Here is a 23836-nt window from a genome sequence, read left to right as displayed (position 1 = left end):
TCTTACGCTCCAAATAGTCTTGCTAACCAGCCTTTAGGTTTGACTTCAATATGACGGTAAGGACGTTCTTCACCCAAAAAGCGCGCTACAAGGTCATCATAAGCCTGACCTGCAGCTTCTTCAGTAAACAGAATAACCGGTTTACCTTCATTAGACGCTTGCAGTACGCTCTTACATTCAGGAATCACACCTAGTGTAGGGACACGTAAGATATCTTTAGAAATATCGTCAATGGTTAACATTTCTTGTTTATCGGCACGTTCAGGGTTGAAACGTGTAATACAAAGATGCTTACGGATGCGACCTTCGTTCTGTTCTACCTTTTTGGTTTTGCTGTCCAGCATACCAATAATGCGGTCAGAGTCACGTACAGAAGAAATTTCCGGGTTAGTCACAATGATCGCTTCATCTGCATGATACATGGCCATGATGGCACCACGTTCAATCCCTGCAGGCGAATCACAAATAATGTAATCAAATTCTTGAGAAAGTTCATCCATAACGCGTGCAACACCTTCATCGGTCAAGGCATCTTTGTCACGGGTCTGTGATGCAGGCAAAATATATAAATTTTCAATATCTTTGTCACGAATAAGTGCTTGTTGAAGACGCGCTTCGTTATTCAATACATTCACAAAATCATAAACAACGCGACGTTCACAACCCATAATTAAATCAAGGTTACGTAAACCCACGTCAAAATCGATCACAACAGTTTTGTGACCACGAAGGGCTAAACCTGTTGCAAAAGATGCACTTGTAGTAGTTTTACCTACACCACCTTTGCCTGATGTTACGACAACAATTTTCGCCACCGAATCCACTCCTGTTATGGTTCAAACCCCTTTTTAAATATGAGGCTTTTGGTGTTTATTTATACATTAAAACTCGAGAACTTCAAAGACAAGTTCTTGATGATCATTCAAGTAAATATGGACAGATTTTTTCAGGACATGCTGTGGAATGTCATCTGCCACACAATATGTCCCTGCAATCGATACCAGTTCTGCTTCCAGGGAATGGCAGAAAATCCGTGCTGCACCGTTCCCGCCTGCGCCGGCGATGACTCTACCACGAGCGCTACCATAAATATGTATATTTCCTGAAGCAATGACTTCAGAGCCGCTATTGATCCCGGCATTCAGAATAATATCGCCATGATCCTGAACCAGGCATTGACCGGTGCGCAAAATTTCATCGTGATAAGAGGTCACATGGCTGATGACACGACTTGGTTTAACTGGCACTTCTTCAGCATCTTGGGGTAGGGCAGAGTTAACTTCAGGTTTGGCCTCAACCACTTGTTCTTTGGTCGCTTTAATACGTTGTAAGGGTTTGTTGTCTGCGGGCAGAATAGGAAACTGAATGGCCCGGGCTTCATCGGAAAGAATACCGTCAATCACGCCCATCGGCTGTAAGTCCAGACTGATCAATAGCTGAATCAGTGCAATCAGTTCCTGTTCTACCGTGCTGTCAATAATGACTAGCGTGCCATGAGAAGCAGTTTCTTGGAGCATTTGAGTCAATTGCTGGCGGATTGCATTGTGATCATTGGTGTCAAAAGTTAATCGGGTAAAATTAACCATTCTTCCTGTAATCCGTATATCAGCCATAATTATTCCTTAAGACTTCTGACTCATTAATTTTATGTCGAAGTGATGTTGTAAATAGAGCAAATGCTAGAACAAATTGCAGCTTTTCTCTAGCCACGTTTTCAATATTTTTAATCTCATGATCATTCTTTAACTTGATCATGCTGTTCCAGGATTTGTTGCCATTGTTTTACTTTTACCTGTTTGCGAATGGCTTCTAAACTCTCAAAAACAGCCGATTCCACTAGTTTTTCCACATAGGTATTATTTTCAAATTGTATTTGACTGATTTTATTTGAAATTTCTAAATATGCCAGATTTTTTTCATTTTTATGACCATATGCAAAAGGTTCAATCAGCCCCAGCGTAATATTTTCTCCCAAACGTTGTCCAATGCTCTGGATTTGTTGCTCGATGCGTCCCCCCACAATCGGAATCAGGCGCAATAATTGGGTCAGTTCAGGGGTGTCTTCAATGGCACGATTGACAATGTCGCCGACATTTTCGGCAATCATGATTTTTTGCGCTTGCAGCTCTTTGCCTAAAGACTCTTGCAAAATATCCGCCAGGGCAGCGGCAAACATATCACGGTGATGGGCAACCAGATCTTCAATCAGTTTTTTATGTGTGGTACTGGTCGAGAGTTCACGTTTTATGCCATCTAAGACCGTAAGTACAATACGGCTGGTGAGTTCTTCAAGCACCATGTGGTAATAGAATTTAGCCCGCCGATACCAAGCGTCCGGAATGACTTTATAACCATGCTGGTGCAGGTTGTAGCCGATGGCCCCGGCACGTAATAAACGTAAGAAACGCAGCTGCGGAATAATGGAGAGAATTTCGTACCAGTGAATAAAGGGAAAGAAAAACCAGCGCTTATGATGTTGCCCAATGACCGCAATTATCCAGCGGGCCAGCAGTTCAATGACCAGAAAACTGGTAAACCAGCTTTCGGTAATGATGACCCAGGGACGCAATGAGTTACGGTAAAACTGCAACAGCTCGGGAAGATGAATGAAGTCAAACAGCCAGCCGCCAAAATCACTCATCAGAATGGCATTGGCACTCAGGCAGAACAGGTTGATGATGATCAGAATCATCATAAAAATGTCATAGCCCAGTGCGACTTTCCATCCCCAGGTGCCTTTTTTTACAAAAGAAAAAGTTGGGGGCTTAATCTGGTCGTCTTGCTTCATTTTCTTCCTTAGGTATGCTTAAGCTTTCGCAGCCAATTCTTGCTGCATGCGTTCAATCAGCTGGTCTTTTTCAGTCCATAGTTCATGCACCCATTGCTGAAAACGTTCCCGATATTCAGCATCATCTTCATAATTACCGCCTAATACCCAGTCTGGAATCTCGATTTTACGCAAATTCACCGCAATGCGATTGACCTCTCCTAGCCAGAAATCGCCATAACCTGGGACACCATCCGGATAAACAATAGTCATGTCGACCAGCGCATCAATTTTGTCACCTAAAATATTGAGGGCCAAGGCTAAGCCACCCGCTTTAGGTTTGAGTAAATGCTTATAAGGTGATTGCTGCTGTGCATGTTTCTCTGGTGTAAAGCGCGTACCTTCCAAATAGTTCAATAAGGTAAACGGTTGACTTAATAGCTGCTCGCAGGCTTTACGCGATTCTTCCATATCACGTGTTTTAAGTTCCGGATTTTTGGCTATCTGTTCCTTGCTATGACGCTTCATCATCGGGAAGCCCAAAATTTTAAATGCTTGTCCGACGAAAGGAATAAAGATCAGCTCCCACTTGGTAAAGAAACGGGTAAGTGGCATGCGGGTTAAACCAAAGTATTGATTTACCGTAGTATCTACCCAGCTTTGATGGTTGCAGGTCATCAGGTAACGGCCTTGCATACTGAGCTCTAAACCTTCCTCAATCGTGATATCCCACTTTAAGTTGGGCAATACATGGTCGATCAGCCAATTATTGACACTGAGCCAGCTGTTGGTAATTTGAATGTTGGTTTCGTCTATTTTACGTGATTTTTTAATTAGTTTGGTTAATCCCAAAGCCAGTACAGGTGGTCCATGAAAAAAAGTGCTTCCAGTAATGACCGATCCGACAGTAAGCCCGCGAGATATTTTTTTTAATATCGGTTGCTTGGTATTTTGAGATGACATATAAAAAAAGGCCTTAAAAGAAAATCATCGAAGGTTTTTATTCAGTATTCAATATAATTGTAGAATTTAAAATAAAAAAGTCTATTCATACAAGTATGGAGAAATTGTGCTGAAGTTATTCTTGACACTCAGCTGAAATATTACAAAATGTAACTAATAAATGGGTTATTTACAAAAAATCAATGGTATGCCGATTTTTTTTAATTCATTATTCCAGCATACGATAAAACACAAGAAGGAGGCATGCGATGCGTGCACTAGTCATTTCAGCAGCAGTAGCAGGGGCATTGGCACTATCAGGCTGTCAAACAACTGGCAACAACATTGGCGGTATGGAATACGATAAAACAGCAATTGGCGCAATAGTGGGTGCAGCTGCGGGTTATGGTCTTTCTAAAAGCAACGCAAATACAAGCGCTCAAAATAACCGTGCTGCAGCAATCGGTGCTGTATTAGGCGGTGCAACAGGTGTATATCTGGACAATAAAGAGAAAAAATTACGTCAACAAATGGCGGGTACTGGTGTAGATGTTACACGTAATCCGGATGGTTCTGTTGGCCTGATTATGCCGGGTAATATTACTTTTGATACCAACAAATCAAATATCAAACCGAACTTCTACGCGACTTTGAACAAAGTTGCGCAAACACTGACTGAAGACAACAAGAGCGGTATTCTTGTAACAGGTTATACAGACAGCACGGGTAATGACTCGATTAACATTCCATTGTCTCAAGCGCGTGCTCAATCAGTAGCTAACTATCTTGCCGGTCAGGGCGTGGCACGTACGCGTATTAATGCACAAGGTCAAGGTTCAGCGAACCCGATCGCATCAAATGCGACAGCTGAAGGCCGTGAACAAAACCGTCGTGTAGAAATCAGCATTTACGCGGTTCAATAATTCTTCATGCGTTAATGATGAATTGAAAAGACCACCTTCGGGTGGTTTTTTTATGAATGTCAAATCTGTATTTTAGGTTATGCAAGTTGGGCGGAGATGACTATAATCGAGCTCCAATTAACACGAGGAAATCCTATGTCGTCGGCAAGTCAACTGAATGACAAGCAACTTGAAGCTATGAAATACACTCAAGGGCCCTTGTTAGTACTTGCAGGGGCAGGTTCGGGTAAAACCTCGGTAATTACGCGAAAAGTCGCTCATTTGGTCAAGAATTGCGGTATACCGGCACATCGGATCACGGCCATGACCTTTACCAACAAAGCAGCACGCGAAATGAAGGAGCGTGTTGGTAAATTATTGTCTCGTGAAGAAGCCAAAGGTCTGTCTGTTTCAACTTTCCATACCTTTGGTCTGAATTTGCTCCGATTGGAACTCAAACATACCCCATTAAAAAATAATTTTTCTATTCTGGATGCCGATGATTGTAAGCGCATCCTGATGGATTTAATGCACCGTGATAATTTATCCGGCGCGGAAAGTAAAGAACTCATTGCCAAGGCAATGAAGATGATTTCGGACTGGAAAAATGACCTGATTCCACCGGAACAAGCGCATACCACCTGTGAAACCGCCGAAGATGTCCAGTTTGCGCATTTATATCAGCTCTATGAACGCAACTTGCGTGCTTATAATGCCGTGGATTTTGACGACTTGATCGTGATGCCAACCCGCCTATTGCAGGAAAATGCCGAAGTTCGGGATAAATGGCAAAATCGGGTGCGTTATCTGCTGGTGGATGAATATCAGGATACCAATACCGCGCAGTATATTCTGGTGAAACTGCTGGTCGGTGTGATGGGACAGTTCACTGCGGTAGGTGATGATGACCAGTCCATTTATGCTTGGCGTGGGGCAAAGCCTGAAAATATGGCTTTGTTGAAGGAAGATTTTCCGAATTTAAAAGTCATTAAATTAGAACAAAATTACCGTTCCACCAGCCGTATTTTGAAAGCGGCGAATACGGTGATTGGCAATAATCCGCATATTTTTGATAAAAAGCTCTGGTCAGATAAAGGCCACGGTGAGGTGATTCGCGTGATTACCTGCCGTAATGATGATGATGAATCCGAACGCGTAGTGAAGGATCTGATCACCCATAAGCTGATGAATGGAAAAAACTGGAAGGATTATGCGATTTTGTATCGCGGTAATTTTCAGGCCCGTATTTTAGAAACACAGCTGCGTCAAATGCAGATTCCATACAAGCTTTCTGGTGGCCAGTCTTTCTTTGCTCGTGCAGAAATTAAAGACATCATGAGTTATTTGCGTCTGATTATTAACCCTGAAGATGACAGTGCATTTTTACGGATTATTAACACGCCGAAACGAGCCATTGGACCTGTAACCTTAGAAAAGTTAGGTCTATTTGCACAGGAAAATCATTTGTCATTGCTGGCAGCGGCAGGTGATCAGCGCCTGACCATGGTAATGCCGAAAAAAGCGACTACACAACTGGCTGAATTTTCTGATTTTATTGGAAATTTCACCCGTAATTTACTGGATGATGACGAGCCTGTACCAATTATTCGCCAGATGATGCAGGAAGCAGGCTATATCGATTACATCAAGGAATCCGCAGCAACGCCAGCGCAGGAAAAAACCAAGCTGGATAATATTGAAGTGCTGTATAGCAGCATTCAGAGTCTAATTAACCGCGCTGAAGATGTGGATGACAAGAATATTGAAAGCGTGATTCGTAAAATGGTACTGCTGGATATGCTGGAGCAGCAGCAGGAAGAAGAAGATACCGATAAAGTGAATTTATTGACTTTGCATGCATCCAAAGGTCTGGAATTTCCTTATGTCTATCTGATTGGACTGGAAGAAGAAATTCTGCCGCATAAAAACTCGATTGCAGCCGAAACCGTGGAAGAAGAACGCCGTTTGATGTACGTGGGTATTACCCGTGCCCGTCAAGGTTTGACCATTACTTTGGCCGAGCAGCGTAAAGCGGGCGGACAGATGAAACAGATGACGCCAAGCCGCTTTCTGGATGAATTGCCGCAAGATGAGCTGGAATGGCTGGGTCGCAAGAAAAAATTGGCAGGCAATATTGATCCAAAATTGCAAGCCCAGCATTATCTGGAAAATTTACGCGCCCTAATCAAGCGTTAATTCACGATTTAAACCATGCAACATTTAAACTATGCAATTAGGAAAAAACAAATGAAAGTTCAAGTGAAAGTGCTCGATACACGTTTAGGCAATGAATGGCCGATGCCTACCTATGCGACTTCGGGTTCAGCAGGTTTGGACTTGCGCGCTTGTGTCGATGAAGCGACTGTCATTGAACCGGGTCAAACAGTATTGGTGAAAACCGGTTTGGCTATTTATATTGAAGATACAAATTTTGCTGGCTTAATTTTGCCGCGTTCAGGTCTGGGCCATAAACATGGGATTGTTTTAGGCAATCTGGTCGGCCTGATTGATTCGGATTATCAAGGCGAGTTGATGGTATCGGTTTGGAATCGTAGCCAAACAGCATTTACCTTGCAACCGGGTGAACGTTTAGCACAATATGTACTTGTTCCTGTTGTCCAGGCGCAGTTTGATATTGTGAATGAATTTGAAGCGACTGAACGCGGTGCTGGCGGTTTTGGCCATACGGGTAAAGGCTAAGTTTGATTTAGCATAAAGATGACAAAACCTGATGCTTAAACAATATTATTTGTTTGTGTCAGGTTTTATTCTTTAATTTGAACAGGCTTTTATTTAAGATTATTAGCTTTTTTATAAAAAAAGTACAAATAAACAATGAATTATATTATTAAAATGCAAAATAATTTTTAATGTATGGATCAGTTAAAAATATTTTATTGTTTTTGTAAATAATTGTTTTAAATTAAAGTTATTTGAATACTTTTGTTTTTTAATTTCACAAATGATTTATTTTTCAATCAAATAAAGTATTTTTAAAACAAAATTGTAAGTAACTTTTACCGTTGCTTAATAACACGAAATGCTTTTAAATATTAATCTTCTTATTTCATCAGATGATGCACTGGTTGTGAATACTGAGCTAATCCAGCATGCTATGAAATTCTCATTTCATGGGTTATTCTAAAGTAGAAGATGTCATCATGAATTTTAAAAATAAAAAATTTCCTCTACAAATTTTTCGTGCCTATGATATTCGTGGAAAAATATCACTTTTGACGCCTGAAATTGTACAAGCGACTGCTTATGGATTGGTTGAGCAATATCACAAGGCTGGGCAAACACAGCTGGCTATCGGCTATGATGCACGTTTAACCAGTCCTCAATATGCAGAAATTATCAGACGGGTATGTGAAGAAAAAGGACTGCATGCCACAATCATTGGCTGTTGTTCGACACCCCTTTTATATTTTATTGCCCGTCAGTTTGGCGGTAATGGCATTATGATTACAGCCAGCCATAATCCAAAAACTGACAATGGAATTAAATGGATTGTTCAGGGTGAACCACCCTGTCCAGACATGATTCAACAGGTCGGTCAGAGCGCGAGCGCGGCTTTTGATCTATTACATAATCTGGTGATTCAACTGGTTCAGCATGAAATTGTGGTGAAATACTGTCTTGAATATCAACAGGCACTCCTAAACGATATCCAGTTAAAGCGACCATTTAAGGTGGTGCTGGATGGCTTGAATGGTTCAGCTGGATGTTGTGCAGCTTTAGTGTTAAAAAAACTGGGCTGTGAACTGACCACTATCCGCTGTGAAGCCAATGGCCATTTTCCTGACCATGCACCCGATCCGTCACAAGAGAAAAATCTGGCAGAGTTAAAGCAGACCGTGCTTGAACAGCAGGCTGATATTGGTATTGCTCTGGATGGCGATGGCGACCGAGTGGTGTTGATTGATGAACATGGCACCACAATCTCCGCAGACCGGTTGTTGTCGCTATTTTCAGAAATGTGCCTGAAAACGCATCCTGGTCATGAAGTGGTTTTTGATGTCAAATGTTCCACCATGGTAGGCAATACTGTGTGTCATCTAGGCGGACAGGCCAAAATGATCCGTACCGGAAGCTCTTTTTTACGGACTTACATGTCGCAGTCCAAAGGCAGAGCTGTATTTGGTGGAGAATATGCAGGTCATTATGTGTTTAATGACGGGCGTGGTTTTGGCTATGATGATGGCTTGTATGCGGCATTACGGGTACTGGAATATCTTGGTTCGCAGGCTGATTTAACCCTATCCCAGGCCTTAAAGGCTTATCCGGAACGTTATTGCACTGAAGATACCTATATCAGTACCCATAACATAGAGCCCAAAGCAGTATTGCATGATGTCGAAATGCAAAGTCAGGATTTTGGTGCCCAGTTAAGTAAAATTGATGGGGTACGACTTGATTTTAAAGATGGATTTGGCATTATTCGGGCATCGAATACCGGGGAATATTTTACCGTGCGCTTTGATGCGGATAATCCGGTAAGATTAAACGATATTCGACATACATTTGTTTCCATGTTAAGTGACCGATATCCTCAAATCGCACAAGACATTTTAGATGCTCAATAAGGAGAGGTGAATGCCATATCAACATACCGGCCTCGACAAAGCACAAGTTTTGACTGAAGCTTTGCCGTACATTCAACGTTTTGCAGGTAAAACGCTGGTTGTGAAATATGGTGGCAATGCAATGACCGACCCAGAGCTGGAAAGCTCGTTTGCGCGTGACATTGTATTGTTAAAAACGGTCGGTTTGAATCCGATAGTGGTTCATGGTGGCGGCCCGCAAGTTGATTCATTTTTGAAACAGTTAGGCCGAGAATCTGACCGTATTGATGGCATGCGTGTCACTGACCCTGCAACCATGGAAGTGGTGGAAATGGTCTTGGGTGGTAGCGTGAATAAATCCATCGTCAATCTGATCAATCAGCATGGCGGTCGTGCCATTGGTTTGACCGGTAAAGATGGCAACCTGTTACGTGCGCAAAAGCTACTGATGGAAAAAACCGCTGAAGATGGCACGGTCAAGCAAATTGATCTTGGTCTGGTGGGGGAAGTCGTTGGTGTGAAAACCGACGTTCTGGAAATGTTTACCCAAGGTGATTTCATTCCTGTGATTGCGCCTCTAGGTGTAGATGAAGAAGGCAATACCTATAACATCAATGCCGATTTGGTGGCAGGTAAAGTCGCTGAAGCTTTAGGCGCAGAAAAACTTATTCTGTTGACCAATATCACCGGTGTGCTGGACGAAAATAAAAACCTGCTGACGGGTTTAACGACCCAGGAAGTGGACCGTTTAATAGAAACCGGTGTGATTTATGGCGGCATGATTCCAAAAGTGGGCTGTGCACTAGATGCAGTCAAAGGTGGCGTGGTCAGCGCACATATTGTTGATGGCCGTGTTCCACATGCCACTTTATTGGAAATTTTTACCGATCATGGGGTAGGAACTTTAATTACCAACCGTGCCAAGCATTAAACCGTGATTTTAAAAAGCCTCCTTGTGAGGCTTTTTTATGGCGACTATTTTGACCTGCTCAATAGACTGATGATTGAAATCTCAATTTTGTCTTAATACATAAAATCGTGATGACTATCGTGAATTGAGATTTGCAACCCTCTGCCCACTCATGCAAAATAGAAAAATCATGTATTTGCTGTTTGATCAAGATTATGTGCCAGTTACTCGGAATGAATTGTGCTACGCCAACGGATGTGACTTTCTCATTTCGTGGTTTTTCTCAGCGTGCTGGCATTACCTCAGACCATTGTGATGGTTTTGGCATTGCTTTTTTTGAAGATAAAGCCTGCCGACTTTTTGTCGATAATCAATCCGCAGTTGAATCGCCGATTGCTGAACTGATCCGTAATTATCCAATTAAGTCGCGCAATGTGATTGCACATATCCGTAAAGCCACCCAGGGTAAAATCAATCTGGAAAATTCACATCCCTTTAGCCGTGAGCTTTGGGGACGGCAGTGGATTTTTGCCCATAATGGTGATTTACATGACTTTAATCCAACTTTATCGGGGCGTTTTACTCCGGTCGGCAATACCGACAGTGAGCGCGCATTCTGTTATTTATTAGATCAACTGGTACTTAAGTTTGGTTATCATGAACCCAAACTCGATCAGGTGTTCGATTTATTGGCTGAAGTTTCTCCAAAAATAGCCGAACATGGCACCTTTAATTTCTGCCTGTCGAACGGTCAGGCACTCTTTACGTATGCAATTACCAAATTGCACTGGCTGGTACGTGAATATCCTTTTAAACCTGCACAATTGATTGATCTGGACGTTGAAGTTGATTTCAGTCAGGTGACGACTCCAGAAGATCGTGTCGCCATCATTACCACAGAACCTTTAACCCAAAATGAAACCTGGAACGCTTTTGTACCAGGAGAGATGATTTTATTTCAGGATGGCCGACCGGTTCGGAAACAGCAGACTCATGTTGAACGTTTAGAACGTGAACGCTTGAATCCGGCATTGAAACGAATCACTAAAGCCGATCAATATTGATTGCAATTTCAGATAAAACTTTAGTGTCAGATATTTATTAGATAAATATCTGGCTTTATTATTTATAATTAGTTGAAATATTTTAAAATTTTATCGCCAGATTTTAATCTTACGGCTTCTGGATATTTTTATATAATCGCACAATATTTATTTAATATAATGAAAAAATGACTTCTAAAAAATATAGTTTATAAACTCATGTTAACTTTTGAATAAAGCATATTTTTTAATGCGATTGGTTAAAAAATACTTTATCCTTTTAGTAGGTATTATATCATAATTATATATATATCAATGGTTTATGTTTATTTTATGAAAAAAACTAAAAGTCGACTGTTTTGGTGCATTTTTATTTGTTTAATATCAATATATTATGAATTTATGTGATTAATCGTTTATATCTGATAGGTGGTCGTAATGAAAATGAAATGGGTCCCAGAATATAATACTGGCATCGATGTGATTGACGATCAACATAAACGAATTCTGGATTACATCAATGAAATTGATGATATCGTTGAAAATACCGACCGTGCGCGTATTAAACAGATTCTTGAAAATATTATTGATTACACTCAGTCGCATTTTACTTTTGAAGAATCTTTGCAGGAAGAGGCGGGTTATAAATACCGCGTACCGCATAAACGTGTCCATGATTTATTCATTAAAAAGATTGAATCTTATCGTGATCGCTTTGAAATGGGACATGCGATTGAAGGTGAATTGCATGAAGTACTGGCGAAATGGCTGATTAACCATATTCAGCACGATGATGCTGATTATGTCGGTGCTGTAAAACAAAACATGATGGGCATTATTAAAGAAAAAGAACAGAAAAAAGGTAAAAACTGGTTTGCTCGGTTTTTCTCATAAAAGATAAATGAGATAACTACAATTAAAAAAAAGATAATAATCTTGCGCTGCAAATCATTAGGCATAATGGTTTGCTTTTTTCTTTTTGATTTTCACTTATGAGAAAGGCAAAATAGCGAAAGACTTTTTTTAGGAACGCATCATGCAGGACAATGCTATGACACGATGGCTATCACCGCTGATGGCATTTTGTTTATCTTTTATCATCATTGCCACTTTAGCACCGATTGTAGGGATTCAGCTTGATCGCCAGCTTGATTTTTGGCTGTTATGGTTAGGTACCATGCTTATTTTGGCTTTACCGGTCTGCTATTTAGAAATTGCTTTGGCAAAGCGTTCTAAAACCACAGCTTTAAATGCCTTGTCCAGTTTGACCCGTGATGCGGATGCCTCGCAAAAATGGCGTATCGTTGGCTGGCTGGCCGTGGTCTTTATTCCTTTTCTGGCAGGTGGCATATTGTCGAGTGCGGGGCAATTGCTGGAGCATTTTGCCGCTAATGGAATTGCAGCTAATTTTTTATTTATTGCTCTTGCGATAGTTGCAGTTTTACTTTCATTTGCACCACGAAAAATTATTCTGCTTTTAACGGTGATTGGTGTTTTTGCTGCTTTAATTCTGGCCAATGTGATGGGAACTCCTTTGCCGGCTTGGCATGTCACAGCGTTTGAATTTAGCGAGTGGGGCAGTGCTACCGTTTTGGCACTGGTAGCAAGTGGTTTAGGCATGGGGCTGTACTGGCAAATTAGTTTGCCTGCAGTTCAACCGCAAGATACTGCAACTAAAACAGTATTGCCGATCTGGATTGCACAGTTACTTGCGGTAATTGCTTTTGGTTTCTTTGCTGCCAATGCTCAAATCCCGAGTTTGGCTTTTGTGGTTGCAGTGGTGAGTGCTGCGGCATTGTTATTGCAAATGGCGCGTGAACAGCTGTTACACCGTCAGTTGAATATCGTGATTCAATGGTTGCTTATGTTAGCTGCCGTATTTGTCTGGGCAATTCCAGCCATCACTCCAGTTTTCAATAGCCTGCTGATGCTTTGGGGTTTAGCAATTTGCCTGATCTATGCCATTTTTGCCGGATGGATCATGAAAATTAGCCATCTGCGTAAAGCGATGAATTTCAGCAATGAGTTATTTTATAACCTGTGGCGTATTGCTGTTCGTGTGGTGTTACCTGTTTCGATTATTTTGGCGATAATCGCAATTATTGGGCAATTGTTCTGATGAGTGAGACACAACAGGTTTGGGTCGCCTATGCAGCACCCGAGCAACAGTTTCATATTGCGGTGCCCTTTCAGCAAGGAATGACGGCTTTAGATGCGATTGAACAAAGTGGTATTCGGGTACAGGTTGATTTGGCGGAACCGCTTGCTCTGGGAATTTTTGGCGTGCGCCTGAAAGATCTGCACCATATTTTACAAGCAGGTGACCGTGTCGAGATTTATCGACCGCTAACTATCAATCCGAAGGATATTCGACGCAAACGTGCAGCAGCCAACCCGGTTGGGCGATATTGTCGTGGAAATCGCTTTAAACAATTGAAGTGATAAGAAAAACCCCTCAATGAGGGGTTTATTTTTATTTTAAAGCGTCTATAGTGGTGGCGCAGTTAAAATCGCTTCCTTTGAACCTGGTAAGCCGGGTTGAGATTCTGGAATAGTTTCTAGACCTTCAATCTTTTGCACCGTACCGGTTTGATCGAAGTAAATTTTTAAATGTTGACCATGTGCTGCAGGAATCTTGGCTTTTTTAGCATAAGTTCCTGGGATGTAATTGTAAATATAGTCCCAACGTAAAGGATTCATTGGATCTGTGACCGTTGGACTGCCTAGCAAAAAGCGAACTTGTTGGTGGCTCATACCGACTTGAATTTTTGATGCTTGTGCTTGAGTTAATGGTGTTCCTTGAGGAATATCAACTTTATAAACGCCCAAGGTCGAACAGCCTGCGAGCAGTGAAGTGACGAATAACGTCAACATGATTTTTTGCATTTTGCTACACTATCCCAAATTAATTATGATGCATTTGATCCACGGATAGATCATACTGCATCTTAACTTTGTTGCATATTCCAACTTTAAATTTGTTGAGAGACCCTTTTACATGCCTATTTCAAATCAAGATTTACGCAAAGCTGGACTTAAAGTTACGCTTCCACGAATAAAAATATTAGAATTATTAGAAAATTCAAGACAACATCATTTAAGCGCAGAAGATATTTATAAGACTTTACTTGAACAGGGTGAAGATGTCGGTTTAGCAACTGTGTATCGAGTGTTAACACAGTTTGAAGCTGCAGGTATTATCCAGCGTCATCATTTTGAAAATAATCATTCAGTTTTTGAAATTATGCAAGAAGATCATCATGATCATATTGTTTGCCAAAATTGTAATAAAGTGGTCGAATTCACCAATGATGTGATTGAACATGAACAACATGAAGTAGCTGAAAAATTTGGCTTTACTTTAACTGGTCACTCTCTAAATCTGTATGGTTATTGTGATGCAGCGGAATGCCAGGACGCATTACGTAAAAAATAATACTGACTTGGAATCAGTTAAAAAAACAGGCTTTATTTGAAGCCTGTTTTTTTTGCATCTTAATCTGGGCCTTAAGCCTGACCATCGAAAGTAATATTCGAACTGGCGCGCATTAAGCGATCGCCGCCTTCTTCCGACAACTTGATTTGCAAACGCAGATCGTTTGGTGAGTCGGCATGTTTCAATGCATCTTTATAGCTAATTTGCTTGGCTTTGTACAAGTCAAACAGGGCCTGGTCAAAGGTTTGCATGCCCAGTTCACGTGAACGTTTCATCAGGTCTTTAATTTCATGCACATCACCTTTACGGATTAGGTCTGAAATTAAAGGTGAATTGATCAGGATTTCAATTGCAGCACGGCGTCCAGTGCCATCCAGCGTTGGAATCAGTTGCTGGGCCACAATCGCTTTCATGTTTAAAGACAAATCCATAAACAACTGGTTATGCCGGTCTGCTTCAAAGAAGTGAATAATCCGGTCAAGTGCCTGGTTGGCGTTGTTGGCATGCAGCGTGGCAAATACCAAGTGACCGGTTTCCGCAAAGGCAATCGCATAATCCATGGTTTCGCGCGAACGAATCTCACCAATCAAAATAACATCAGGTGCCTGACGCAGGGTATTTTTCAAAGCAACTTCAAAAGAGTCGGTATCAATGCCCACTTCACGCTGGGTAATGATACAGCCCGCATGTTCATGAATAAATTCAATCGGGTCTTCAATGGTAATGATATGACCTTTGGAATTCTGGTTACGATAACCAATAATGGAAGCCAAAGAGGTCGATTTACCTGTACCGGTTGCACCCACAAACATGATGATACCGCGCTTGGTCATCGCCAATTCTTTTAAAATAGGCGGTAGCTTCAGCTGTTCCATGGTCGGAATGACGGTTTCGATACGACGCAATACCATACCGGGTTCATCGCGTTGTTGAAATGCACTGACACGGAAACGGGCAGTTTTGTCGCGGTTGCTGATGGCAAAGTTACATTCGCGTGTTTCAGCAAATTCTTTACGTTGCTTTTCACTCATTATTGAGTTTAAAAGTTGTCCAACAATTTCGCCAGTCAGCTTGGTCTTTGCAATGGGCAGAATCTGCCCATTAATTTTCATGGACGGTTCAACATCGGCAGTAATAAATAAGTCGGATGCCTGTTGTTGAATCATCAAATTCAGTAAGTCGTTAAAATCCATAATAAGATCCTAAATCCGTTTAAACTTATAAGAATGATTCTGGTTGTTTTGCCATGGTGCGGGCAGTTTGCGCACTGATCACACCTTTTGCAACCAGGGTTTTTAAACTTTGATCAAGCGTGGTCATACCGTAGTTGGCACCAGTTTGAATGGCAGAATACATTTGAGCCACTTTGTTTTCACGGATCAGGTTACGGATGGCAGGAATACCAATCATGATTTCATGTGCTGCAACACGACCACCACCATTTTTCTTCAATAATGTTTGAGAAATCACGGCTTGTAAGGATTCAGACAACATGGCACGAACCATGTCTTTTTCTTCTGCCGGGAATACGTCAATCACACGGTCAATGGTTTTTGCTGCAGAGGTGGTATGTAGCGTTCCAAACACCAGGTGACCGGTTTCAGCGGCAGTTAATGCCAAACGGATGGTTTCAAGGTCACGCATCTCACCGACCAGAATAATATCCGGGTCTTCACGCAGTGCTGAACGAAGAGCTTCATTAAAGCCATGGGTATCGCGATGTACTTCACGCTGGTTGACTAGGCATTTTTTAGATTCGTGTACAAATTCGATCGGGTCTTCTACCGTCAGGATATGGTCATAACGCTGATCATTAATATAGTCGATCATGGCCGCTAGTGTAGTAGATTTACCTGAACCTGTAGGTCCGGTCACCAGTACGATACCACGCGGGTAATTACAGATATCTTTAAAGATCTGACCCATACCCAGATCTTCAATGGTAAGTACTTTTGAAGGAATGGTACGGAACACGGCACCTGCACCACGGTTCTGGTTAAATGCATTCACACGGAAACGAGCTACACCTGGAACTTCAAATGAAAAGTCTGTTTCTAGCTTTTCTTCAAAATCACGACGCTGTTTATCATTCATAATGTCATACACAAGTTTGTGTACTTCTTTATGTTCTAAAGCAGGCAGATTAATACGGCGAACTTCACCATCGACACGGATCAGTGGCGGCATCCCCGCAGACAAGTGTAAATCTGATGCCCCGTTTTTAGCTGAAAACGCTAAAAGTTCAGTGATATCCATAATTTCCCCGAGTTCATTTAAATGTTATTTATTTTGATAGAATAATAAGGCTTTCCCAAAACTTAACCAACAGTTAGTTGTAAGGGAAGCCCAAAAAAGATGAATGAAATGAGAACCTCGTCAATGAATAGTCTTCAACAGTCACGAAATCAAGTTATACAGCAAATAGAAGATGCCTGTAAACACGCCCGGCGCAATGTAGAAAGTGTGCAGTTGCTGGCTGTTTCAAAGACCCATCCAAGTGAGTCTTTGCGCGAGATGTACCAAACTGGACAACGTGCATTTGGAGAAAATTATTTACAGGAAGCTTTAGATAAAATTGAGGCTTTAAGTGATCTGGATATTGAATGGCATTTTATTGGTCATGTGCAGCGCAACAAGACCAAGCATCTGGCAGAAAAGTTTGCCTGGGTGCATGGAGTAGACCGTTTGATTATTGCAGAGCGCTTGTCGAGTCAGCGTGAGGCGAATCAGGTGCCACTGAATATTTGTTTGCAGGTCAATATTGATGCACAAGACACCAAAGATGGCTGCCAACCGGGTGCAGTGGCTGAGCTGGTGAAGCAGATCAGCCAGTTACCGCATTTAAAATTGCGTGGTCTGATGGTGATTCCTGCCCCGAATAATCCGCAGGCATTTAGTGATGCCAAAGCTTTGTTTGAAAGTGTAAAAACTGAACATGCCCATCCTGAAGATTGGGATACCTTAAGCATGGGCATGTCGGGGGATATGCAGGAAGCTATTGCCGCAGGTTCAACCATGGTCCGTGTAGGCACTGCATTGTTTGGTGCACGGGATTATTCGAAATAAATCGCAGAACCACCAATTTTTCTGATTTGGAAAACTGAACCTTAGGGTTCAGTTTTTGTTTTTAAAGTTGAATTTTCCATTAAAGTTGAGTACAAAAAACAATCTAAACAACGACTTTAGATAAGAAATTATTTATTAAACTAGGGAAATAGGGACGTGTATGGCGGCATATTATCAACTGATCGGGCGCAATACGGATGCGACAGGTATTGTTACGGCACATTATCAATCTACATTGCTGGCACAGGGTGCATGGAATGAGCACGAGCAACACATGGCACCCGCAACAGGCATTATCTGTGCAGAGTTAGACCGTTTTATGCCACGTCAGGGGATGCGGATTGGCCGGATCAGTTTAGATATTTTAGGTCTGATTCCTGCTGGAGAGTTTAGTATCACCACCAAAGTCATTCGCCCCGGGAAAACCATTGAGCTGATTGAGTCCGAAATGCAGGCTCAAGGGAAAAGCTGTATTGTGGCACGGACCTGGCGCATGATGACGCAAAATAGTCAGGTCGTGAAAAGTCTGGAAGATGCTCAGGTGGCTGGCCCTGACCATGCATCAATCTGGGAGGGAATCCGTCAGTGGCCGGGCGGATATATTGAGTCGATAGAAGCAAGAAGCCATGAGCGCCGTGCTGGAAAGGGCATAGTGTGGTTACGAACCCAGCATGACATGATTGAAGGTGAACCTACCACTGATTTTGTCCGTTTGATGGGCATGGTTGATACCGCCAATGGCGTTGTACCACGTCAAGAAGTGCCTTTTAGCTGGGGCTTTCCAAACTTGGATTTACAGATCCATCTGCACCGCTTGCCACAAGGTCAGTGGCTGGGCTTGGAAACCGTGCAGCAGTATGGCGAAGATGGCATTGGCCTGACCAGTTCTGTGTTGCATGATCTTTATGGGCCATTCGGGCGCAGTGAACAGATTTTGACATTGCGTCCCATCGCATAACTGATATCTGTCTGATAAAAAGCCTAGAGCATTGTCTAGGCTTTTTAATGATGTTTTCTTGGATGAGCCGAGCTTTTAAATTTATCCCACAATCTCGATGGTGCTTGCACCAGCACCCAAAGGCTTGACCTGAATCTGTACCGGAATGCGTTCGTGCATTTCCTGAATATGCGAGATCAACACCACTTTACGACCCTGATTCTGTAATTGATCCAGCGCATTCATCACCATATATAAAGATGAGGCATCCAGCGTGCCAAAGCCTTCATCAATAAACAAAGATTCAATTTTCATGGAACCTGATGCCATATTGGCAATCGCCAGGGATAAGGCCAGTGCAGTCAGGAAGGATTCTCCACCTGAAAGCGAAGCGACCGAACGGGTTTCACCATCCATATCGTGGTCAATAATCGCCAGACTCAAGGAGTTGTCCAGACGTTTTAAGGTATAGCGCTGCGAGAGCATGGCCAGTTGCTGGTTGGCATGCTCAATCAAGATATCCAGATTATATTGCTGCGCATAATCGCGGAATTTTTTGCCGTTTGCATCGCCCATTAGTCCTGAAATTTTACTCCAACGGTGTTCTTCACTTTGAATGGCTTGAATTTGATCTGCAAATTGCTTTTGCTTTTCAAGATTACGTTGATGCATTTCAATTTTGAGTTTCACTTGATCCCGCTGTTCAATCAATTGCTTGAGCTGTTCAGTAACGGTCGTCAGTTGTGAAGATAGGGTTTCAGCATCAATTTCAGGTTGATGTTCCATATGTTGTAGAAGCTGTTCCTGAATGGCTTTAATACTTGCTAGAGCATCTGAGTGCGCTCGTTCAACATCGACCACACGCTGTTTAAGTTGCTGTTCTTGTTCATGTGAAATTTCGCTCAGTTGTTGCAATAACAGCGCATTGAAATCTGTATGCTGACTTAACCACTGTTGAATATTGTGTTCAACATTTTGCTTTTGGGTTTGAAATTGAGTTTGCTGAGTTTGACATTCTTTTAGCGTGCTTTGAGCGCTTTCAAAAGCTTGACGTACTTGGTCAAACTGCTGACGAGCTTGATTAAATTGAATGTGCAATTGTTGTCTATTTTGATCGAACTGCGCTAACCATTCATGTGGTTTTTCAACATTGCTTTGTGTCATGTCAAAAATGGCTTGAATGGCTAAATCGCTATTCTGTTTGCCTTCTTGTGTAAGGTTTTCCATGCGAGTTTCTGTCGTCTTAATTTTTTCCTGACTAAATTTTAGATTTTGAACAGCTTGATCGAGCTGTTGCGATTTTTGATTAAGCTGAGCATTTAAATCGTTCAGTTGTTTTAAGGTATTTTTACGCTGTAATAACATGACTTGAACTTGTTCAGCCGTACTCAGCGTATTGTGAATCCATGCTTGACCTTGGGTGTCATTCAATAAACCTACAACATCTTGAATATTTTCTTCAGCCTGTTTTAGGACAGAAAGTTGCTGGCTGGTTTGTTGAATTATTTGAAGAAGTGCATGACGCTGTTTTTGTACTTGCTCATGTGTACTGAGTGTATCTTCAAGTTGTTTTTGCGTATGTTGAAATTCAATAACCTTTGTCGCCAGGGCTTGATCTAATACCAGATGATCTTGCGAGAAATCAAAGGGGATATTCAGCGTATTAAGTTGTTGTTCAAGCTGAGTTTGAGCAGGCTGCAGTCGTGATGACAGTGTTGCTAGTTGGCGGGCATTTGCTTCCGATGATGCTATTTGTTGGGCATACATTTTTTGCAAATGTTGCCATGCTTCGAAAGCCGTTTTTTCTTTTTCAAGTTCTTGTTGTTCTTGTTGCTCTTGCAGTTTGAACAATTCGTTTGAAAGTGCATCCTGATTTTGTATATACGGATGATGTGTACTACCACAAACTAAACATGCTTCGCCGTCGACCAGGCTCGCTCTTAAATGTTCAATATTTTCAGTATGGAGTAAACGTTGCTTTTGCAACATCTGTTGTAATTGTTCACGTGCAATTTTTTGATCCTGATAGGCTTTTTCAGCAGATTGAAGTTGTGCATGACTTTGGTCAATTTGTTGTTGCAGCTTATTTTGTGCCGAAACTAGCTTGCAGTTTTCAGCACTAATATTTTGGAAGTTTTGCCAATGCGTGTGTGTGACATCAAGTAGATTCAACTGTTGTAAATGATGTTCACGCTCAGTGCGTATAGCAGCAATTTTTTGATTCAGTTCATCATCTTGCCCATATTGCTGCGTCAGTTGTTCAAGCTGTTGCTGTTGTTGCATTACATTCTGATGCGCTTGACTCACATTGCCATGGTTTTTTTCAAATTGAGTATAGCTTTGAATAAAGCGTTGTAACTGGCTCAAATGTGCCGAAAGCCCATCATCCAAAGGATTGAAATGTGCAGATTCAGCCAAAAGTGCAGTGTGTTGTATAATGTCATGTTGTAATTGTTGAAGCTCATTTTTGACTTGCTGTTCAGCATTTACAAGAGGAGAGTGCTGCTCCCGTAAAGTCTTTAGTTCATCTTTAATTTTAAGCAACTGATCACCCAAAACACGTCGATCGGCAATGCGAGCACGAACCATCTCAATGTTTTGCTGATGTTGAATTTCAAATTGATGTTGCTGTTTTTGCGCGTTATCTATTTTTTCAAAGGTCAATTTTTCAGTATTGAATTGTTGTTCAATCACCGTGAATTGCTTCTGAACGTGTTCTAATTTGGGTTGAAGTATTGCAATGTCAGCATTTAAATTTTTCTGCAGAATGACGCTAGGCCGAATAGAGGAAAAACATTCAAGTTGTTGCAGTTGTGCTTTTTGCGGAGCAAGTGCATCTAGATATTGTTGCTGAGCCTCCAAATATTGTTGACGTGTTTGTATATCAGCTTGAAGTTTATGTTTTTGTTCAAACCATTGTTGTTGCTTTTGTAGATTTTGCTTTTCAATATCCAGTTTTTGATGATCTTGGTTCAGTTGTTGAAGTTTTGAGGAGTAGGCAGTGAAATCCTCTTCAGACAGTAACTCAATATGACCTAAAACGTTTTCGAGCTCTTTGCGCTGATTGGCAATCTGTTTGGTTTTTTCATAAGCCAGTTGGCCAATTTTTCCGAAAATACTCGAATTGGTCAGATATTCCAGCAGTTCACCACGTTCATTATCACGGGCTTTTAAAAATGCCGTCACTTCCGACTGTGCCAATAACACTGCACGGGTAAATTGCTCAAAACTGAGTTGGCATATTTGATGAATATGTGCATCGACCGCTTTGGCTTTATCGGCAATCACCACGCCGTCGGTCAGGCAGGTTAAATAGCGCTGCACACTTTGCAGTTTGCCATCGGCTTTTTCACGTGAACGTTTCAGTTCCCAGCGTGCAAGATAGCGTTTCTGGTCCTGTGCGACAAAGCAAACTTCGGCAAAGCCATGCGCGGTACCCCGGCGCAAAACAGTCAAAGGTGAGTTGGTCAGTAACTCTGAACCATCGACATCCTGCAATTTTCCGTCGCTGTCTTTTAAACGTGGAATCTTGTTGAACAGTGCCAGACACATGGCATCTAAAATGGTGGATTTTCCGGCACCGGTTTTGCCGACGATGGCAATCAAACCCGCACTGGCCAAAGGTTCAGTTTCAAAATCAATAAAATGCTCACCCGAAAGCGAAGCTAAATTTTTTATACGAATGGATAAAATTTTCATGGACAGTTCTTAACGTATTTGTTGTTCTTCAAGTGATTTTTCTGCTTCATGCATCAGACTGATAAAATCTTTTAAGACATTTTCATCATTGCTATAGCCATGTTTTTCCCAGATTTGCTGAAACAGTTTTTCCGGTGTCGGCGGTTCCAGACAAATTTTTGCAATTGTTGTACTGTCATTTTCCACAGATAAATATTGCCGTGAAATTCGCACCAGTCGATAGCGATTTTTAGGCAGCGCTTCTTCAAACTGTTGTCTTAAATTGGGCAAGGGCGGTGTCAGGGTGTGATATTCAATATCGACATATTCACGCTGATCAATCTGTTCAATTTCACCTTCGGGCAAGGCTTTGAGTTTTTGCAGCACTTCATTCAGCTCGCCACGAATTTTATGCAACTGAATACAGCGCTGAATGGCAATCGCTTCAAACAGAAAGCGTGATTCATCCTGCTTTAACGGATCAATCTGTACTTCTACAACCTGATGTTTGTAGTTGATTTCACTAAAAGACAAAGGGATAGGCGAGCCACTATAACGGATGTGTGGATGCTGAACTTTTTGCGGTTTGTGTAAATGCCCCAGCGCCACATAATCAATACAGTCATCAAATAATGCAGTCGATAAGGCTTCTTCATTGCCAATAATAATCGGACGTTCCGAATCAGACGTTTCACCGCCTTGCATATGCGCATGTGACATCAGAATAAGCGCCTGATTATCCGTTTTACGTTTTTTGGCTTCGGCAATCAGTTGCTGGTGCAAATAGGCAATCGCATTTTGGCTATTACTGGTGTGTTCATTCACACCGGTAATTTCTGCTGGACGTAAAAACGGTAGTGCCATACACCAGGCTACAATCTGTTTTTGCTGATCGTAAATAGGCAGCAGCAAACGGTCTAAATCAATCTGGCCTGCCGCATTTTTATGAATCACTCCCACCGTTTTAGCATTATATTTTTCCAGTAAAGGTTCGACCTGTTCAATGCGATATCCTGAGTCATGATTACCGGCAATCATCAGCGTTTGCATATGCGGGGCAAGTTCATGTGCATCGGCTAGGAATTGATAAAGCTGTTTTTGTGCGCTAGATGCAGGGTTGATGACATCAAAAATATCACCGGCGATCAGTAAGGCATGGGGCTGTTTCTGCTGGATTTGTTGAAGTAACCAGCTTAAAAACTGTTCATGTTCATACTGGCGTGAATGGTTATAAAAGAACTGTCCCAAGTGCCAGTCAGATGTATGCAAAAAATGAACAGCCACGAATGCCCCAAATCACAATGGATAAAATGAGCTTATAAATTACCATAAATGATGCAGCTGATTCTGTCATTGATTACAGAAAGAACCATTAAAATTAAAGTAAGTCTTTAGAATTGAAATATTTAATTTTTTGTTTCAGCAAAATATTTTACTTTACCAAATTTCCGGTCAAAACAATTTGTTGAATATGAAGGTCGCTAGATAGGTGCAAGGTTTGGACTGCAATCTAGACAATCTTATTCGCTCTTTGATCTAAACATAATGAATTCTGCATATTTTAGAAAATTTATAGGAGATATTTCGGAT

At 41.6% G+C, this 23836-nt stretch carries 21 protein-coding genes; 12 read left to right on the top strand and 9 right to left on the bottom strand.

From position 1 onward, the window contains the following. Nucleotides 1-2: 2 nt before the first annotated feature. From minD to ABJ384_RS11460, 4 genes are all read right to left on the bottom strand, one after another. Nucleotides 3-815: a septum site-determining protein MinD gene (gene minD, locus ABJ384_RS11475; RefSeq protein ID WP_086196430.1), complete on the bottom strand. Its 813-nt coding sequence runs from the start codon at nt 813-815 to the stop codon at nt 3-5. Nucleotides 816-881: 66 nt separating this feature from the next. Beyond that, the gene (minC, locus tag ABJ384_RS11470; protein ID WP_349927436.1) at nt 882-1613 is read right to left on the bottom strand and encodes a septum site-determining protein MinC; all 732 of its coding nucleotides are present in this window, start codon (nt 1611-1613) and stop codon (nt 882-884) included. A 122-nt stretch (nt 1614-1735) separates the two neighbouring features. Then, nucleotides 1736-2788, bottom strand: coding sequence for a preprotein translocase subunit SecA (locus ABJ384_RS11465; RefSeq protein ID WP_349927434.1), 1053 nt, complete (start codon nt 2786-2788; stop codon nt 1736-1738). A gap of 18 nt (nt 2789-2806) precedes the next feature. Then, nucleotides 2807-3730, bottom strand: a complete 924-nt coding sequence (locus ABJ384_RS11460) for an acyltransferase (RefSeq protein WP_349927432.1) — start codon at nt 3728-3730, stop codon at nt 2807-2809. A gap of 248 nt (nt 3731-3978) precedes the next feature. Here ABJ384_RS11460 and ABJ384_RS11455 point away from each other — a divergent pair, with 248 nt between their 5' ends. The 9 genes from ABJ384_RS11455 to ABJ384_RS11415 all read left to right on the top strand — a co-directional run bounded on the left by ABJ384_RS11455 (nt 3979) and on the right by ABJ384_RS11415 (nt 13571). Continuing rightward, entirely contained in the window at nt 3979-4632 is a 654-nt protein-coding gene (locus ABJ384_RS11455; protein WP_086196426.1) for an OmpA family protein, read from the top strand. Nucleotides 4633-4767: 135 nt separating this feature from the next. Next, entirely contained in the window at nt 4768-6807 is a 2040-nt protein-coding gene (locus ABJ384_RS11450; RefSeq protein ID WP_166171140.1) for a UvrD-helicase domain-containing protein, read from the top strand. A 51-nt stretch (nt 6808-6858) separates the two neighbouring features. Continuing rightward, nucleotides 6859-7311, top strand: coding sequence for a dUTP diphosphatase (dut, locus tag ABJ384_RS11445; RefSeq protein WP_166171142.1), 453 nt, complete (start codon nt 6859-6861; stop codon nt 7309-7311). A 461-nt stretch (nt 7312-7772) separates the two neighbouring features. After that, nucleotides 7773-9197, top strand: coding sequence for a phosphomannomutase/phosphoglucomutase (locus tag ABJ384_RS11440; protein WP_349929745.1), 1425 nt, complete (start codon nt 7773-7775; stop codon nt 9195-9197). Between the two features lie 10 nt (nt 9198-9207). Beyond that, nucleotides 9208-10107: an acetylglutamate kinase gene (gene argB / locus ABJ384_RS11435; RefSeq protein ID WP_086196423.1), complete on the top strand. Its 900-nt coding sequence runs from the start codon at nt 9208-9210 to the stop codon at nt 10105-10107. A 194-nt stretch (nt 10108-10301) separates the two neighbouring features. Then, a complete protein-coding gene (locus ABJ384_RS11430) occupies nt 10302-11150 on the top strand; it encodes a class II glutamine amidotransferase (RefSeq protein ID WP_349927431.1) in 849 nt (282 codons plus the stop codon). Nucleotides 11151-11567: 417 nt separating this feature from the next. Then, on the top strand, nt 11568-12023 hold the full coding sequence (locus ABJ384_RS11425) for a bacteriohemerythrin (RefSeq protein WP_349927430.1): 456 nt from the start codon (nt 11568-11570) through the stop codon (nt 12021-12023). Between the two features lie 142 nt (nt 12024-12165). Continuing rightward, nucleotides 12166-13248: a hypothetical protein gene (locus ABJ384_RS11420; protein WP_349927429.1), complete on the top strand. Its 1083-nt coding sequence runs from the start codon at nt 12166-12168 to the stop codon at nt 13246-13248. Next, a complete protein-coding gene (locus ABJ384_RS11415) occupies nt 13248-13571 on the top strand; it encodes an RnfH family protein (protein ID WP_349927428.1) in 324 nt (107 codons plus the stop codon). The genes ABJ384_RS11420 and ABJ384_RS11415 overlap by 1 nt, the downstream gene beginning before the upstream one ends. A 45-nt stretch (nt 13572-13616) precedes the next feature. Here the strand turns inward: ABJ384_RS11415 and bamE are convergent, their stop codons facing one another. Next, nucleotides 13617-14015: an outer membrane protein assembly factor BamE gene (gene bamE / locus ABJ384_RS11410; protein ID WP_166171149.1), complete on the bottom strand. Its 399-nt coding sequence runs from the start codon at nt 14013-14015 to the stop codon at nt 13617-13619. Nucleotides 14016-14127: 112 nt separating this feature from the next. Here bamE and fur point away from each other — a divergent pair, with 112 nt between their 5' ends. Continuing rightward, nucleotides 14128-14565, top strand: a complete 438-nt coding sequence (fur, locus tag ABJ384_RS11405) for a ferric iron uptake transcriptional regulator (protein ID WP_086175193.1) — start codon at nt 14128-14130, stop codon at nt 14563-14565. Nucleotides 14566-14636: 71 nt separating this feature from the next. Here the strand turns inward: fur and ABJ384_RS11400 are convergent, their stop codons facing one another. Both ABJ384_RS11400 and ABJ384_RS11395 read right to left on the bottom strand, forming a co-directional pair. Then, a complete protein-coding gene (locus ABJ384_RS11400) occupies nt 14637-15758 on the bottom strand; it encodes a PilT/PilU family type 4a pilus ATPase (RefSeq protein WP_349927426.1) in 1122 nt (373 codons plus the stop codon). 25 nt (nt 15759-15783) lie between these two features. Beyond that, entirely contained in the window at nt 15784-16821 is a 1038-nt protein-coding gene (locus ABJ384_RS11395) for a type IV pilus twitching motility protein PilT (protein WP_086196416.1), read from the bottom strand. A 123-nt stretch (nt 16822-16944) separates the two neighbouring features. On the opposite strand from ABJ384_RS11395, the gene ABJ384_RS11390 reads away from it, so the two are divergent. Together ABJ384_RS11390 and ABJ384_RS11385 are read left to right on the top strand one after the other, a co-directional pair. Next, nucleotides 16945-17631 (top strand): YggS family pyridoxal phosphate-dependent enzyme, encoded by a 687-nt coding sequence (locus ABJ384_RS11390; RefSeq protein ID WP_349927424.1) that lies wholly within the window; start codon nt 16945-16947, stop codon nt 17629-17631. A gap of 160 nt (nt 17632-17791) precedes the next feature. After that, entirely contained in the window at nt 17792-18589 is a 798-nt protein-coding gene (locus tag ABJ384_RS11385; RefSeq protein WP_349927422.1) for a thioesterase family protein, read from the top strand. An 81-nt stretch (nt 18590-18670) separates the two neighbouring features. Here ABJ384_RS11385 and ABJ384_RS11380 read toward each other — a convergent pair whose 3' ends face one another. Then, on the bottom strand, nt 18671-22267 hold the full coding sequence (locus ABJ384_RS11380; RefSeq protein WP_349927420.1) for an AAA family ATPase: 3597 nt from the start codon (nt 22265-22267) through the stop codon (nt 18671-18673). 9 nt (nt 22268-22276) lie between these two features. Then, nucleotides 22277-23530: an exonuclease SbcCD subunit D C-terminal domain-containing protein gene (locus ABJ384_RS11375; RefSeq protein WP_349927418.1), complete on the bottom strand. Its 1254-nt coding sequence runs from the start codon at nt 23528-23530 to the stop codon at nt 22277-22279. Nucleotides 23531-23836 lie beyond the last annotated feature (306 nt).

The sequence above is a fragment of the Acinetobacter sp. A1-4-2 genome (assembly GCF_040233925.1).
Lineage (GTDB): Bacteria > Pseudomonadota > Gammaproteobacteria > Pseudomonadales > Moraxellaceae > Acinetobacter.
This window is presented reverse-complemented; position numbering and strand designations above follow the sequence as displayed.